15 protein-coding genes and 1 tRNA gene are annotated in these 16000 nt (G+C 70.5%); 2 read left to right on the plus strand and 14 right to left on the minus strand.

Annotated elements, in window-relative coordinates:
• Positions 1-237 precede the first annotated feature (237 nt).
• From RR1_RS19490 to RR1_RS19515, 6 genes are all read right to left on the minus strand, one after another.
• Positions 238-462 carry a hypothetical protein gene (locus RR1_RS19490; protein ID WP_010839894.1) on the minus strand — a complete coding sequence of 75 codons (225 nt, stop codon included), beginning with the start codon at positions 460-462 and terminating at the stop codon, positions 238-240.
• 264 nt (positions 463-726) lie between these two features.
• Positions 727-802, minus strand: a tRNA-Thr gene (locus tag RR1_RS19495).
• Between the two features lie 34 nt (positions 803-836).
• Positions 837-2048, minus strand: a complete 1212-nt coding sequence (locus tag RR1_RS19500; RefSeq protein WP_010839896.1) for a DNA polymerase III subunit delta' — start codon at positions 2046-2048, stop codon at positions 837-839.
• A 41-nt stretch (positions 2049-2089) separates the two neighbouring features.
• The gene (gene topA, locus RR1_RS19505; RefSeq protein ID WP_040775025.1) at positions 2090-5053 is read right to left on the minus strand and encodes a type I DNA topoisomerase; all 2964 of its coding nucleotides are present in this window, start codon (positions 5051-5053) and stop codon (positions 2090-2092) included.
• Positions 5054-5170: 117 nt separating this feature from the next.
• Positions 5171-5785: a hypothetical protein gene (locus tag RR1_RS19510; protein WP_010839899.1), complete on the minus strand. Its 615-nt coding sequence runs from the start codon at positions 5783-5785 to the stop codon at positions 5171-5173.
• Between the two features lie 270 nt (positions 5786-6055).
• Positions 6056-6259: a cold-shock protein gene (locus RR1_RS19515; protein WP_003935252.1), complete on the minus strand. Its 204-nt coding sequence runs from the start codon at positions 6257-6259 to the stop codon at positions 6056-6058.
• A 382-nt stretch (positions 6260-6641) separates the two neighbouring features.
• On the opposite strand from RR1_RS19515, the gene RR1_RS19520 reads away from it, so the two are divergent.
• Complete coding sequence (locus RR1_RS19520) at positions 6642-8972, plus strand: DEAD/DEAH box helicase (RefSeq protein WP_010839902.1); 2331 nt, start codon at positions 6642-6644, stop codon at positions 8970-8972.
• Positions 8973-9008: 36 nt separating this feature from the next.
• Here the strand turns inward: RR1_RS19520 and RR1_RS19525 are convergent, their stop codons facing one another.
• The 7 genes from RR1_RS19525 to ssd form a co-directional block, all read right to left on the minus strand.
• Entirely contained in the window at positions 9009-9359 is a 351-nt protein-coding gene (locus RR1_RS19525; protein ID WP_040775029.1) for an Rv3654c family TadE-like protein, read from the minus strand.
• A gap of 16 nt (positions 9360-9375) precedes the next feature.
• Positions 9376-9729 carry a TadE family type IV pilus minor pilin gene (locus tag RR1_RS19530; RefSeq protein WP_010839904.1) on the minus strand — a complete coding sequence of 118 codons (354 nt, stop codon included), beginning with the start codon at positions 9727-9729 and terminating at the stop codon, positions 9376-9378.
• Positions 9729-9884, minus strand: a complete 156-nt coding sequence (locus tag RR1_RS19535; protein ID WP_238559082.1) for a DUF4244 domain-containing protein — start codon at positions 9882-9884, stop codon at positions 9729-9731. Before RR1_RS19535 ends, RR1_RS19530 begins: the two co-directional genes overlap by 1 nt.
• A gap of 116 nt (positions 9885-10000) precedes the next feature.
• Entirely contained in the window at positions 10001-10570 is a 570-nt protein-coding gene (locus RR1_RS19540) for a type II secretion system F family protein (RefSeq protein WP_010839906.1), read from the minus strand.
• Positions 10567-11361: a type II secretion system F family protein gene (locus tag RR1_RS19545; RefSeq protein ID WP_010839907.1), complete on the minus strand. Its 795-nt coding sequence runs from the start codon at positions 11359-11361 to the stop codon at positions 10567-10569. The genes RR1_RS19540 and RR1_RS19545 overlap by 4 nt, the downstream gene beginning before the upstream one ends.
• On the minus strand, positions 11358-12545 hold the full coding sequence (locus RR1_RS22105; RefSeq protein ID WP_010839908.1) for a TadA family conjugal transfer-associated ATPase: 1188 nt from the start codon (positions 12543-12545) through the stop codon (positions 11358-11360). Before RR1_RS22105 ends, RR1_RS19545 begins: the two co-directional genes overlap by 4 nt.
• Positions 12542-13648 (minus strand): septum site-determining protein Ssd, encoded by a 1107-nt coding sequence (ssd, locus tag RR1_RS22110; RefSeq protein WP_010839909.1) that lies wholly within the window; start codon positions 13646-13648, stop codon positions 12542-12544. Before ssd ends, RR1_RS22105 begins: the two co-directional genes overlap by 4 nt.
• A 298-nt stretch (positions 13649-13946) precedes the next feature.
• On the opposite strand from ssd, the gene RR1_RS19560 reads away from it, so the two are divergent.
• Positions 13947-14774, plus strand: coding sequence for an HAD family hydrolase (locus tag RR1_RS19560; RefSeq protein WP_010839910.1), 828 nt, complete (start codon positions 13947-13949; stop codon positions 14772-14774).
• A 461-nt stretch (positions 14775-15235) separates the two neighbouring features.
• Here the strand turns inward: RR1_RS19560 and RR1_RS19565 are convergent, their stop codons facing one another.
• Complete coding sequence (locus RR1_RS19565) at positions 15236-15988, minus strand: Fic family protein (protein ID WP_010839911.1); 753 nt, start codon at positions 15986-15988, stop codon at positions 15236-15238.
• Positions 15989-16000 lie beyond the last annotated feature (12 nt).

The raw sequence follows: 16000 nt of genomic DNA on the forward strand, positions 1-16000 counted from the left end.
ACCACACCGACCCGAAAGCCGGCACAACCGGGATGACTTGTTCCACCCACAAACACCTGCAGGCGCGGACCACAACCCTACACGAGAGTCTGTCCTGACCGCCAGGCGCACCCCGTACAACCTCGTTCACTCACCACACTCGAAAGCCGGGAGTCGGTGTCCGTGTCGCTCTGACCTGAACGAAGTTACGCGATGATCGGCGCTCTCACCAAATCGCCTGGTAGACGGGGTCGCGCGTCACGGGACCCAGTACTTGCGCGCGAGTTCGTCGATCACGGGATCGGCCTCGTCCGCCTCGTCGAGCCGGGCGAGATCGATCTCGACGTCGGCCATCCGCTGATCGGTGCCGTCTACCGACTGCCCGGTCCGGTCGTCCTCGTCACGCTGGCGGAGCAGCTTCTCACGCACCCTGCGGCGCAACTCGTCACGTTCGCTCGGGCCGTCGGAAGCGGAATCTGCCATGCGTCGAGCATGGCTGGCCGACGACGATCCTGCAGAGGTTCGGTGCGCGCCGATCAGCGCTGCGGCCGTCCGTCGTTGTCGTCGTCACGACGAAAGACGCGACGAGCGAGCGGCCACAGGGCGACGAGCACGCCGACGGCCAGAATGATCCCGACGATCTCGAACAGCATCTCCACTCACCTCCGGTTCGGGGGCGATCGTCACCCGCTCCCCAGGGTAGTCACGCGCGAAGGGCCCCTCCGGATTCCGGAGGGGCCCTTCGCGTGGAGCTGCCTGAGAGAATCGAACTCTCGACCTTTTCATTACGAGTGAAATGCTCTACCGACTGAGCTAAGGCAGCGGTGCCTTGCGGCGCGTCAGAGTCTAGCGTGACATCACGCAGAACGCGAAAACGGCTGGCCGAAGGCTCGTGCCAGCTCCGCGACCATCGCGTCGACCGCCCACTGGGGCTTCACGTTGAGGTCGATCGCCGTACGAGCTCCGAGCACTGCCTCGATGCACACCAGCAGCCCTGCCGGCGAGGTCCGTGCTGCGAGTTCGCGTGCCTTGTCGGCCATGTCGGGGTGCGCGAGGACGGTGCCGTTCCCCCACGACACCGCGAGGGCGTCGCGGTAGAGACCGGCGAGATCGATCAGCGCACGATCGAGGGCGTCGCGCGTACTGCGGGTGAGCCGCGACTTCTGGCGCTGCTCGAGCGCCTTGAGCTGCCCGGCCGAGCCGCGGAGCGCACCCACGGCCCCCTTCCCGGTACCGCCGGCGCCGAGCGCGGTGCGCAACTCCTCCATCTCCCGCTCGTCGACCTCGGCGGTGAGATCCTTCGCTTCGGCCTCTGCCCCCCGCACGAGGTCCTCGGCGGCGGCGAAGGCGGTGGCCGGACGCAGCGCCGCCGTCGCGAGGGCCAGCGCGTCGCTGCGCCTCGTGCGGGCGGAGAGATCGGTCGCGAGCCGGCGCGCCCGCCCCACGTGACCACCGCTGATGGCCGCCGCCTCGCGCGCCGCCGCCTCGTCGAGCCCGTCACGCGTGACGAGGACGTGGGCGATCGCGTCGACCGTCGGCGTCACGAGATGCATGTGGCGGCACCGCGAGCGCAGCGTCACGGAGATGTCCTCCGGATCGACGGACGGTGCACACAGCAGGAAGACCGTGCGCTCGGGCGGCTCCTCGACCGCCTTGAGCAGTGCGTTCGCCGCGCCCTCGGTGAGCCGGTCCGCGTCCTCGATGAGGACGATCTGCCAACGCCCGGTGCTCGGCCTGCGTGCGGCGATCTGGACGATCTGCCGCATCTCCTTGACGCCGATGCTCAGCCCCTCCGGGATCACCCGACGGACGTCACCGTGTGTACCGGCGAGAACCGTGGTGCACGCATGACAGTGACCGCAGCCCGGAACATCGGGATCGGTGCACTCCAGAGCTGCGGCGAACACGAGAGCAGCCACCGAGCGCCCCGACCCGGGCGGCCCGGTGAACAACCACGAGTGCGTCATCGCCGACCCCGCCGGAACGAGCCCCGCCCGCGCGGCACGCGCCGCGGCGGACAACTCCGCCTCGACGTGCTGCTGGCCGACGAGCCGATCGAACACCGTCACGCTGCCAGCCTAACGACCCGCTCCGACACCACCGACGGACCTCATTCCTCGGATGCCGGCTCCGCGGACTCGGTCGTGGTCGCCTTCTTCGAGGCAGCCTTCTTGGTCGCGGCCTTCTTCGTCGTCTTCTTGGCCGCCGTCTTCTTCGCTGCAGTCTTCTTGGCGGGGGCCTTCTTCGCCGCCGTCTTCTTGGCGGTCTTCTTGGCAGTCTTCTTCGCGGGACCACGGGCGCGGCGATCCGCGAGCAGCTCCGACGCGCGCTCGTCGGTGATCGACGTGACCTCGTCGCCCTTGCGCAGGCTCGCGTTGGTCTCGCCGTCGGTGACGTACGGCCCGAACCGGCCGTCCTTGATCACCATCGGCTTCTCGCTCACCGGATCGACGCCCAACTCGCGCAGCGGCGGAGTCGCGGCTGCCTGACGTCCACGACGCTTCGGCTCGGCGTAGATCTTCAACGCCTCCTCGAGCGTGACGCTGAAGATCTGATCCTCGGTCGCGAGCGATCGCGAATCGCTGCCCTTCTTGAGGTACGGCCCGTAGCGACCGTTCTGCGCCGTGATCTCGTCGCCCGACTCGGGGTCGACGCCCACCGTGCGCGGCAACGCCAGCAGCGCGAGCGCGTCGTCGAGCGTGACGGTCGCGAGATCCATCGACTTGAGCAGCGAGCCCGTGCGCGGCTTCGGTCCCGCCTTCTTCGCCGTCTTCTTCGCTGCCTTCTTGGCGGGCGCCTTCGTCTTCACCGTGCCGTCGCCCGATTCCGGCGCAGGTGCGACCGGTTCCGGCTCCGGTGGCTCGGGGATGATCTCGGTGACGTACGGGCCGAAGCGGCCCTCCTTCGCCACGATCTCGTGGCCCGTCAGCGGGTCGACGCCGAGCTTGCGCCCCTCCTGGGGCGTCGCGAACAGCTTCTCGGCGTACTCGGGGGTGAGCTCGTCGGGCGGCAGGTCGTCGGGCAGATTCGCACGCTGCGACACCGGATCGCCGTCGGGATCGTCCGGATTGCGCACCATGCGTTCGAGGTAAGGGCCGTACCGTCCGACACGGACGTGGACCTCGCGCCCCTCGTCGTCGTCGAAAAGGCGGATCGAGTTGATCTCGCGAGCGTCGATCTCCTCGAGATTCGCGCCGACCATCTTCTTCAGGCCGCCCTCGCGAGCGACGGAGTTCTCCGCGCCGCTCTCGCCGCCGAAGTAGAAGCCCGTGAGCCAGTTGCCGCGCTGCTCGCGGCCACCGGCGATCGCGTCGAGGTCGTCCTCCATACCGGCGGTGAAGCCGAAGTCGACGAGCCGCCCGAAGTGCGCCTCGAGCAGCCCGATCACGGCGAACGCGACCCACGACGGCACGAGCGCACTGCCGCGCTTGTAGACGTAACCGCGGTCGAGGATCGTCTTGATGATCGAGGCGTACGTCGACGGCCTGCCGATGCCCTGGTCCTCGAGCATCTTGATGAGGCTCGCCTCGGTGTAGCGGGCGGGCGGATTCGTCGTGTGCCCGTCCGGATCGAGCTCGGTCGCGGTGACGGCGTCGCCCTGCGACAGCGACGGCAGCCGACGCTCGGCGTCGTCGGACGCGCCGCCGCTCTCCTCGTCGACGCTCTCGACGTATGCCCGCAGGAAGCCGGAGAAGGTGATCGTGCGGCCCGACGACGAGAAGATGCACTCCTCGCCCGTGCCCGCCGTGCCCGCGATCCGCAGCGTCAGGGTGTTGCCGCGAGCGTCCGCCATCTGCGACGCGACGGTGCGCTGCCAGATCAGCTCGTACAGCTTGAACTCGTCCTGATCGAGCCGCGAGTGGAGCTCGCCGGGAGTCGCGAAGGTGTCGCCGGCCGGGCGGATCGCCTCGTGCGCCTCCTGCGCGTTCTTGACCTTGCGGGTGTACTGTCGCGGCGAGCCGTGCACGTACTCGCTGCCGTAGAGCTCCGTCGCCTGAGCCCGCGCCGCCGCGATCGCCGAATCCGACAGCGTCGTGGAGTCGGTACGCATGTAGGTGATGTAGCCGTTCTCGTACAACCGCTGCGCCGTGCGCATCGTGCGCTCGGACGTGAACCGCAGCTTGCGGCCCGCCTCCTGCTGGAGCGTCGACGTCATGAACGGCGGATAGGGCTTGCGGGTGTACGGCTTCGTCTCGGCAGACGACACCGTGAGATCGACCCCGGCCAGCGCGTCCGCGAGCCGGCGGGCGCGCGTCTCGTCGAGCACGGTGACGGCGTCGTTGCTCAGCCGCCCGTCGGAACCGAAGTCACGGCCCTGCGCGACGCGGGCGCCGTCGACCGACACGAGCCGCGAACCGAACGTCCTCGGCGACGCGTCGGCGCCGGCGTCGAGCGTCGCAGAGATGTCCCAGTACTCGGCGGACCGGAACGCCATGCGCTCCCGCTCGCGCTGGACGACGATGCGCGTCGCGACCGACTGCACGCGGCCCGCCGACAGCCTCGGCATGACCTTCTTCCACAGCACGGGGCTGACCTCGTAGCCGTACAGCCGATCGAGGATGCGGCGCGTCTCCTGCGCATCGACCAGGTCGAGGTCGAGATCGCGGGTGTCCTCCGCGGCGGCGCGGATCGCGGGCTCGGTGATCTCGTGGAACACCATCCGGCGGACCGGAACCTTGGGCTTGAGGGTCTCCAGCAGATGCCACGCGATCGCCTCGCCCTCACGGTCGGGGTCGGTGGCGAGGTAGAGCTCGTCGACATCCTTCAGCAGGCCCTTGAGCTCGGTGACCTTGGCCTTCTTGTCGGGGTTGACGACGTACAGCGGCTCGAAGTCGTGGTCGACGTCGACGCCGAGGCGTGCCCACGGTTGCCCCTTGTACTTGGCGGGGACGTCGGCGGCGCCGCGCGGCAGATCCCGGATGTGACCGACGGAGGCCTCGACGACGTAGTCGCGCCCGAGATACGGAGCGATCTTGCGGGCCTTGGTGGGCGACTCGACGATCACCAAGCGCCGCGGCCGGGACGAACCACTCGCCGCCGCGGCCTTTTTCGTGCCGCTGTCTGCGTTTGCCACCTTGACCGAACCCTCCTGATTCGCCCGCCGCCGTTCGGCGCGTCCGCGGTGAATGAAACCCCTGTATACCTGCTTCCTCTTTTCCAGAGTGTCACATCCGCCCTCGTGCCCCGACCGTCAGTGCCGCGGAATGCGCTCGGTGAGAGTCGGCCATTCGGTACGTTCGTGCAACTCCGGAGGGCAGTCGCCGATACTCTCGAGCAACCGCGTCACCCTGCGGCGCCCACCGATCCGCAGTCCCGGCGATCCCCCTCTGGTCCCGACGAGGGTCGGCGCGATCCCGGCACGAATCATGGCGGCGACCAGCGGCGAGAACGTGTCGGGTGCGTGCCGGTCGAGCGCGAGCACGTAACGCGTGTCCGCACCGGAACCGTGTTCGACGTGCCCGGACGCGATCGCCCACAGCCGCAACGCGCGGGCCGTCGGCACCCATCCGGCCGGGACCGCCTTGACGGCTCCGCGCGTCCAGTCCCGCACGAGCGCGTCGAGCGCCGGGTCGCGCGCCGTGCGCACGAGTGGTGATCCTTCGTCGCTCGTCGTCACTTCTGCCGCGACGCCCGAGTCGCCGACGGCCGCGGCGAGCGCACGTGCGCGGCGGTCGTCGGCCACGACGGTGGAGATCCTCGCACCGGCCGGTGCCGCGACGGCCTGGCCCGTCCCGGCGAGCAGACCGGCGAGGTCCGCGACGTCGGGCGGAGCGAGATCCGCGGAGAAGAACGACAGCTGACTCACTCGATCACCTGCTCCTCCCTGCCCACGCGATCACGGTAGTGATCGGTGCCCGGGGCGGTGGCCGAATCGGAACACCACCACGCACCGCCGCCCACAGGACACCGCCCGCCGAGGAGAACCCCCGAACAGACGTGTCCCCCGCCACCCGATGGGTGGCGGGGGACACGATTCACATCGATCCTGTGCCGACGACTCGGTCGCGTGAACGACTCCGTCGCTGTGCTCGATCGGTGTTGTCGATCTCGATGACGCCCTGGGGCGGGATCGATATCAGAGAGCGCGAACGCCCGTGGCCTGCGGACCCTTGGTGCCCTGGCCGACCTCGAACTCGACACGCTGGTTCTCTTCGAGGGTGCGGAAGCCGCTGCCCTGGATCTCGGAGTAGTGAACGAAGACGTCTGCCGAACCGTCCTCGGGAGCGATGAAGCCGAAGCCCTTCTCCGCGTTGAACCACTTCACAGTGCCCTGTGCCATGCTTTCCTTCTCTTTCTCACACCGGATTCGGCGACCGTTCCTTCTCGGCCACCGGGCCGGTTCCGACCGCTGTACTTCTTCGTTTCCCCCTCAGGAAAGCAGAGCACCGCGCTCGCAACATCGATCCTGCGTGTCCCGACTTGCGTCGATGTTCACGACAGAAGCTGCGACCACGCTTAGTGAACCACGAAGAACGCGCGCGCAACAGTCGAAACCTCCAGAATCGTGAGAATTAACCGGAGGTCTTCCTGCCTACCGGCCGGTAACGTGTACCGACGCAGCTATTCTGTCCCCCGGTGAGCGTGTGTCGTCACCAGCACATTTCGAGAAATCCCCAGGTCAACGGGTATGGTTCGTGCGAACGAGCAGGCGAAGGACCCCCGTGAACCCATCACCCCCGCCGAAAGCCCACGGCACCGGCGATCTCCCTCCCACATTCGGGCGTGAACTCCTCACCCGAATACTGGACACGCGTCCGGATTCACGAGGCAGTCTGCGATTCGCCGGCGATATTCCACCGCGCACCGCCGAAACCGTGCCGTGGCCCGAATGGGTGCATCCCCGCCTTCTCGACGCACTGCGCGACGCCGGCGTCGCCGAGCCCTGGCGCCATCAAGCGGTCGCCGCCGAACTCGCCCACGCCGGCACCCACGTCGTGATCGCGACCGGAACCGCGTCGGGAAAGTCCCTCGCGTACCAGCTGCCCGTCGTCGGCGACCTCGCCGCGGATCCACGCGCGACCGCGCTGTACATCTCCCCGACGAAGGCGCTCGGCGCGGATCAGGTCCGCGCGATCGAGCGGCTCCTCGACGCTGCAGGGCTCGCAGCCGACATCGGGGCGTGCACGGTCGACGGCGACACCTCCACCGAGACGCGGGGGTGGGCACGTGAGTACTCGCGCTGGGTCTTCACCAATCCCGACATGCTCCACGCGTCGATGCTGCGTGGACACACGCGCTGGGCGCGGCTGCTGCGCAACCTGCGCTACGTCGTCGTCGACGAGTGCCACGCGTACCGGGGCGTCTTCGGCTCCCATGTCGCGCTCGTCCTGCGCAGGCTGCGCCGGCTCGCGCAGCGGTACGGCGCCGATCCCGTCTTCGTGTTCGCGAGTGCGACGACGTCAGAGCCCGGTGCCGCAGCCGCACGGCTCATCGGCTCTCCGGTCGAGGAGGTCGTCGACGACGCCTCACCGCACGGCGGACGCACGATCGCACTGTGGGAACCAGCGGCGACCGGCTCACCCCCCGTCCGGCGCAGCGCACCCGCCGAATCCGCCCTGCTGCTCGCAGACCTCGTCCGCGAGGGCGCCCGTACCCTCGCCTTCGTCCGCTCGCGCCGCGCCGCCGAGATCACCTCGCTCGCCGCGACCCACCGGCTTCGCGAGACCGCACCGCACTTCGCCGACCGCATCGCGTCGTACCGCGCGGGGTACCTCCCCGAGGACCGCCGTGACCTCGAGCGCCGGCTCGCCGACGGCGACCTGCTCGGTGCCGCGACGACGAACGCACTCGAACTCGGTGTCGACATCGCAGGTCTCGACGCCGTCGTCGTCGCGGGCTTCCCCGGATCGGTCGCGTCGTTCTGGCAGCAGGGTGGACGGTCGGGGCGGCGTGGCGAGGGGTCGCTCGTCGTCCTCGTCGCGCGCGACGACCCGCTCGACACGTATCTCGTCGATCACCCCGAAGCACTGCTCGGGCGGCCGATCGAGGCGACCGTCACCGATCCCGGCAACCCCTACGTGCTGGGCCCGCACCTGCTGTGCGCGGCAGCCGAGCATCCGCTCACCCACGCGGAGGCCGAGTCGCTCGACGCGCAGGAGGTCCTCGCGAACCTCGCGGCGCAGGGGCTCGTCCGGCGACGGCCGCAGGGGTGGTTCATCGTCCCCGGCGCGGACCCGCACTCCGGAATCGACATTCGCGGCGGGATCGGGCACCAGGTGGCGATCGTCGACGGCACGAGCGGGCGCCTGCTCGGCACCATCGACGCGGCCCGCGCACCCGCGACCGTCCACCCCGGGGCCGTTCACATCCACCGTGGCGAGTCGTTCGTGGTCGACTCGCTCGACCTCGACGACGGCGTAGCGCTCGCCCACCCCGAGGAACCCGAGTGGACGACGTCGCCGCGGTCCACGACAGAGATCTCCGTTCTCGCGACACTCGAACACAAGCAGTACGCATCCGTGTCGGTCGGGCTCGCGGACGTCGAGGTGACCGGCCAGGTCGTCGGATACCTGCGCACGCTGCCGGGCGGCGAGGTGATCGACAACATCGCCCTCGACATGCCGAGCAGCACCCTGCACACCCGGGCCGTGATGTACACGATCGAGCAGTCGGCCTTCGCCGCGATCGGCCTGAGCGACGAGCGCATCCCGGGAGCCCTCCACGCCGCCGAACACGCGGCGATCGGCATGCTCCCGCTCGTCGCGACGTGCGATCGCATCGACATCGGCGGCGTGTCGACGGCGCTGCACGCCGACACGATGTGCCCGACGGTCTTCGTCTACGACGGACACCCCGGCGGCGCGGGCTTCGCCGAGCGCGGGCATCGTGAATTCACGACGTGGCTCACCATGACCAGAGACGCGATCGCGGCCTGCCCGTGCGGGGCCGGGTGCCCGTCGTGCGTGCACTCACCCAAATGCGGCAACGGAAACGAGCCGCTCGACAAGTACGGGGCCGTCGCGGTACTGGATCTCCTCCTGTCCTCCGTGTGACACCGCTACGTGTGATCCGCTCTCCGGACGGGCGCGTCACTCGTCCACAGGTCCGGCGCGCGCGATGGCACGTGCCGGTGCCGACAACGGCAGTGCCGGTACGACGGAGACCTCGACCGTGACGTCCCACGCCACGACGTCGCACGAGTCGACCGTCGCTGCCGAGCGACGCGCAACGGTGCGCGCCGCCCCGCACGCGACGGCCTCGCCGCGATCCAGCGACACCGCCGCCGCGATCGCCGCGAGGTCGGCGACGGACTGCGCGCGGTGGCGCGCCGACACCGCCGAACCCACGTGCACCACACCGGCGGTCGCCGCGACGAGCACGACGATCGCGAACGCTCCCACCACCGTCGCGACGCCCTCGTCGTTCGCCCGCGAGGTCACCGCCCCACCCCCGACGTCACCGCACACCCGGTTCGAGGACGGCGACCGCGACCGCCGAGACGTCGACCAGTGGGAGCGCAGGACTACGAGCACTCACGGTCGCGACGACATAGTCGCCCTCGACACGCACGTCGACCACGGCGCCCTCGGGTGCGATGCGCGCGGCCACCGACCGCGCCTGACCCGATTCGCCGCGGGCGACGAGTCTCGCCGCCTCCCGCGCGGAGTCGACGCACCGCACATGCATCGTCACCGCGAGCAGCGCACCGATCGACAGCACGAGAACGGTGACGATCGAGGCGATCGCGAGAGCCGCCTCGACCGTCACACCGCCGTCGTCCCGCCGCAGCGCATCCGACGACGGCGGCATCAGACCGACGTCTGCAGCGCCCGGTCGATGATCGACGTGAGCGCGTCGACGATCGACCCTCCCGTGACCACCGAGTACAGCACCGCCCCGAACGCCGCGGCAGCAATAGTCCCGATGGCATATTCCGCGGTACTCATCCCCCTGTCGTCCGTCATCAATCGTGTTGCACCGACCCGGATCTCGCTGATCCAGCGCGCAGCAACGCTTCCCGTGCCGTCCGTCTCGCTCATGTCGCCTCCCCCTTCTTCGGCGGACCGTCCGCCGAAAACCTTCACAACAGGCCGTCGCCGAGCACGGTGCCCGCGAGACCCACGACGACCGGCACGATGCCCAGGCACACGAACGCCGGCAGAAAGCACAGCCCCAGCGGCCCCGCGATGAGCACGCCCGCCCGTTCGGCGGCTGCCGCCGCGCCGTCCTCCGCCGCAGCGCGCGCCTCCGTCGACAGCTCCGTCACCGCACCCGAGAGCGCGGCGCCACTACGCGCCGATCGCCGCACAGCACGCGCCAGCCCTTCGGTCGCCGACACGCGAGCAGCCGCCGCCCAGGCGAGTTCGGCGTCGGCACCGAGTGCGAGAAGATCCGCTGCCTCACGCAGGACTCCCGCCAGAACGGGTGGGGCCGCCGGGACGGCCGCTCGCGCCGCCGTAGCGACGGGGAGGCCGGCACGCAGACACGCGGCGAAGACGTCGAGCCCAGCAGCGAACTCGAGCGCGCCGTCGTCACCGGATTCCGCCGGAACATCCTCCGCTGCATCCGATTCCACGACGACGCGGTGCACCGGCGCACGCTGAGCCGGATACGCGACCAACGCGAGAGCGAGCAGCACGAGTGCGATCATCGCGTCACCTTCTCGGTGATGCGGTCCGTCCACACCAGACCCGCGCACACGAGGGTGCAGCCGAGCACCGCCAGCACGTCCCCGATTCCACCACCCAGCAACACCTTCAGGGGCGCCGCGCCCATCGCCTGGCCGAGCGCGATTCCGACCGCGGGCAGCCCGGCGAGCACGGCCGCCGTCGCTCTCGCTCCCGCGAGGGCCGACTCGGTGCGACTCCGAAACCTGCTACGGCCGATCAGATCGGACCTCGCGGCGTCGAGCAGATCCGCGAGCGGAAGGCCGTGCCGCTCGGCGACCGCCCACACTCGTCCCACGGCACGAAGCTCGTGCTCGATCGCCCCCGTCGCCTCGAGGAAACCCGGCGCAGCGGACCCGCCGAGACGGGCACGCGCGGCGGCAGCGCCGAACGCGTCACCGACGGTGCCGTCGGCGTCGTTCGCGGCACTCTCGCACGCCAGCGCGGGATGCGCCCCGACCCCGAGGTCGGCGACGACGGCGTCGAGCGCGGACCGCAGCGCCGCGAGGCTCGCACTGCGCGCCCTGTCGGCGCGCGTCCGGATCGCGCGGCTCCACAGCGTCACCGCGACGATGGCCGCCGCGACCGCCGGACCGGCCCCCACCATGACGGCACCGACGACGGCGACACCCGCCGCACCGGCCGCCGCCACCCACGTCGGGACCGCTGTGGGCGCACGCACTCCCGCCGGCGTCGCCGCACGAAGCCGCGCGACGCCGGCGTTCGGCAACACGGCGACGGCACCGGCGAGGGCAAGGACGGCGGGCGCGGTCATCGGTCAGCCGTCCTGGCCTCGACGAGGGCATCGAGTGCGGGGCGTGCCGGGCCGTCGCCGCCGACCGCCGTCCACGCGGACACGATCTCGACGCGATCGTGATCGGTGCGTTCGAGGACCCCGATCTCGGCGAGCCTGCGACGGCCGTCGCTGCCGCGATGCACGTGCAGGACGACCTGGACCGCCGCGGCGAGCTGACTGTGCAGCGCGGCGCGGTCGAGACCTCCGAGAGCTCCCAGCGCTTCGAGGCGGGCCGGGACCTCGTCGAGCGAGTTGGCGTGAACTGTGCCCGCGCCGCCGTCGTGGCCGGTGTTGAGGGCGGTGAGCAGATCGACGACCTCCGCGCCGCGAACCTCGCCCACGACGATGCGGTCGGGCCGCATCCGCAACGCCTGCCGCACCAGATCACGCACCGTCACCTCTCCGACGCCCTCGACGTTCGCGGCACGCGCGACCAGCCGCACGACGTGCGGATGGCGCGGCGCCAACTCCGCGGCGTCCTCGACGCAGATGATGCGCTCCGCCGGTCCCGTCACGCCGAGCAGCGCCGCGAGCATGGTCGTCTTTCCCGCGCCGGTTCCTCCGACGACGAGGAACGCGAGCCGTGCCCGGACGACGGCGCGCAGCAGTTCTCCGATGTCGTGCGGAAACGCACCGCGCTGCTCGAGTTCGCCGAGTCCCGGCGCCGCGGGACGCAGCACCCGCAACGAGATGCACGTGCCGCCCTGCGCGAGCGGTGGGAGTACAGCGTGCAATCGAACGCCGAACGCACCGCTCCCGACTCCCGGGAGTCTGCCGTCGACCCACGGCTGCGCGTCGTCGAGCCGCCTGCCTGCGGACAGCGCGAGCCGGCACGCGAGACGCCGGACGGCGGCGTCGTCGGCGAAACCGATCGCGGCGCGCTCGAGGCCAGCGCCGCGGTCCATCCACACCTCGTCGGGTGCCGTCACGAGGACGTCGGAGACCATCGGATCGTGGAGCAGCGGTTCGAGCGGACCGGCCCCGGTGAACTCCGTCTGCAACTCGCGGAGCACCGCGAGCAGATCCGTGTCGCCGAGGACACCGCCCGACTCCGCTCGCACGGCGGCCGCGACGGTCGCCGGGTCGGGGTCGCGCGGGTCGCGAGCGAGCCGTTCCCGGACCCGCTCGACGAGATCGCGTGGGAGCGCGTGCGGCGCCGTCACCGGACACCCGCACCGAGCACGTCGAGGACGTCGTCCGCGGCGGCCCCCAGTGCCGAGCGCCGCCCCAGCCGCAGTCCCTGCCGCTCGAGCACCGCGTCGAGACCACGCTCGGCGCGCATCGTCGCGAGCAGCGGCACCCCGATCGACCGCTCGACGTCGGCTGCGGCGAGGCCCCCGGGTGACGGCCCGCGCACCACGGCCCCGACGTGCGACGTACGTGCCCGCACGCGGGAGATCACGGGACGCGCCGCGATGACCGAGCGCACCGTGGCCGGGACGACGATCACGACGAGGTCGGCGAGATCGAGCGCGGTGTCCTGGAGGTCCCCGACGCCGCGGGGTGCGTCGATCACGACGAGATCGCCCGCGTCGCAACTGGCCTCGACGACCGCACGCAGCGCCGCGGGACTCGGGCCGCGACCGTCCGCACACGCGAGCACCGCGACGGCGCCTGCCGACGGCACCGCGGCACGCAACGAGTCGGGTGCGACCCGTCCCGTCTCGAGCCGCAGCCCCGGCCAGCGCAGCCCCGGCGCGTCCTCGATGCCGAGCAGGGTGTCGAGTCCGCAACCTCCGTCGTCGGCGTCGGCGAGCAGAACGCGCCGCTCGTTCGCCCCGGCGAGCGCCAACGTCGCGGCGAACACCGAGGCGCCCGCTCCGCCGCATCCACCGAGCACCGTGACGACGTCGGCGTCGTCCGCTGCGGCGGCCGTCGAGATCGCCGACAGCGCTGCGACGAGGGCGGCGTCCTCGGCGGGCAACGCGAAGACTCCCGCCGCCCCGAGTACGGCGGCGGCCTTCCACGCGTGGACGTCGGGTTCGCCGTCGGCGACGACGAACGCCGCCGCGCGTCTCGGTACCCGCGACGCCAGCGCGGCGGCGCGATCGCTGCCGAGGATCACCGCGTGTGCGTCGGTCCATCTCGCGAGCACGAGACGATCGTCTGCCTCGACGCACCCGAGATCCGCCGCGGCCAGCACCCGCCGCACGGCGTCGAGCACGTCACCGCGTGCCGCGACCAGGACGAGACGGTGCGGCGCGGCAACCTGCGGGGCGGTGAGCGACGCCGGATCGGAACGATCGAGGTCGTACGGAACGGTCATGCAGCGAAGCATGACCCGAGAGGGAGCGGCACCACGGCCGCCGGAGCCCGTCCTGTGGACGAAGCCGAACCTGTGGAGAAAGGCTGCCGATGCCGGACGAGCGAAGACCCCCGGACAGAGGACGACCCCCGCCAGGGGGGAGGAGGCGGGGGTCGTCTGGGCTCAGCCCCGGGGGGTCGGGCTGAGCACGTCCGGATCGTGCCGGACAGAATTCATAGTACACCCCTCGCTCGCAATTCTTGCAAGTTCAACTGCTTGTCTTCCGCACACGTCGGATCGCCTGCCTATCCTGGCGTTCGTGACCCACGAAACCGCGACCCCGCGCCGTGGCCGAGCTGCGGCCTTCTTCGATCTCGACAAGACCGTCATCGCCCGGTCGAGCATTCTCGCGTTCAGCCGGCCCTTCTTCGCCGAGGGCCTCATCACGCGCAGGTCGGTGTTGCAGAGCAGCTACGCACAGTTCCTGTTCGTGCTGTCCGGAGCCGACCACGATCAGATGGAGCGGATGCGGAGTTCGCTCACCGCGACCACCGCGGGATGGAGCGTGGAGCAGGTCCGGTCGATCGTGGCCGAGACGCTGCACGACATCGTCGAACCGCTCGTGTACGCGGAGGCTGCGGCACTCATCGCCGATCACCGGGCGCGGGGTCACGACATCGTCGTGGTGTCCGCGTCGGGCGAGGACATCGTCGAGCCGATCGCACGCATGCTGGGCGCCGATCACACGATCGCGACGCGACTGGGAGTCGCGGACGGCAGGTACACGGGCGAGGTGACCTTCTACGCGTCGGGGCAGGGCAAGGTCGACGGGATCGAGCAGCTCGCCGCGACGGAGGGATACGACCTCGCGCGGTCGTACGCGTACTCGGACTCGATCACGGACGTCCCGATGCTGTCCGCCGTCGGGCACCCGACGGCGGTCAATCCCGACCGGGCGCTGCGCAAGTACGCGAACGAGCAGGGGTGGCCGATCCTGACGTTCACCGATCCCGTCTCGCTGCGCTCACGACTGCCGTCGGCGTCGTCGGGCGCGCTCGCGACGGGTGCAGCGCTGCTCGTCGGGCTCGCGACGGCGGGACTGCTCACCTACGGACTGCTGCGCCGCAAGGCTCCACTGGACGCGTGACCAGTCCCGCGCGGCGTCGGCGGTGACGAACAAGGCTGGAGCCGAATACTCCAAAACCCTTACTCCAAAACCCTTGTGGCGCCGCGTATGGAGAGGTAGAAAGGAATCGAGAAGAGGGGAAGGCCAAGCCCGAACCGGAAGAGAAGGTCCGCGGCCCCCATGCCCCGATTCCCGACACGAGGATTCGAGTACCCACGCGAAGCCCGCGCCACCATTATAGGCAGAAGCGTTGTGGGCCTGCGAGATTCGGGCGCGCGGCGTGCCGTTACCGATACCGGCGAGGTCGAGGACTCCGTCGAGACGGCACACCGACCACGGACCGGCTGTCGCCGAGGCCGAGAACCACAACCCACACAGGACGCATGGTAACCCGGACATCGTGCCGGACGGGCGGTGCCGAAAGGCACCGCCCGTTTTCTGCCGTAGACACCATTCTCTTTACGTACGAACGGATTTCGCCGTCAGGACTCGCGCGCGGTGTCGGCGATCGACGTGGCCTCGCGTGCCCCGGCCTCGAACGATCCGAGGCAGTAGACGACCCAGCCGCCGACGCCCTCCGCAGTGCCCGAGGCGAACCCGTCGGCGGCGTCGCGATACATCTGCGGCCGCCGCATCCACGACACCTCGGGGACGCCGAGGTTGTGCGGATCGAAGCCGCTCGACGCCGCGACGAGACGCGACGCCGCACGAGCGATCACGCCGTCGGCCGTGCCGAACGGACGCAGTGCGAGCATCTCGCCGTGCACGATCGACGCGAGGACGGGTGCCGGTACGTGCGTACCACCCGTCACGAGCTGGGAGAGAGCGTCGAGACGCTCGCCGACTCCGGGATCGGTTCGTGGCCGCCCGAGCCGATCGTGATCGTCGACGATGTCCGCCGCGGCGAGCAGGTGCAGGCGCGCCAGCATCTGCAGCGGTGCGCGCAGCCACGTCGTGATCGACGTGGCCAGAGCGTCACCGTCGAGCGCCTGTGCGACACGCAACGCGCCCGACAGGATCGGATCGTGGACCTCACCGTCGCGCGGCAGTTCCGTCGTGCCCCCGTCGAGGACGGCGGACGCACGCGCGGCACGCACCGACGCCTCGGCGGCGGTGGTCGGCCAGCCCTTGCGATTCGCAGGGTGCCGATGCACCGCACCGAGTGCGTCGCGCGCCTTGTCCGCGGCCTCGCGCACACCGGGCAACGAGGTGATGGGCCCCAACGGATCGTTCACGATGACCGACGG

Origin of the sequence: Rhodococcus rhodnii NBRC 100604 (genome assembly GCF_001894925.1) — a bacterium.
Lineage (GTDB): Bacteria > Actinomycetota > Actinomycetes > Mycobacteriales > Mycobacteriaceae > Rhodococcus_F > Rhodococcus_F rhodnii.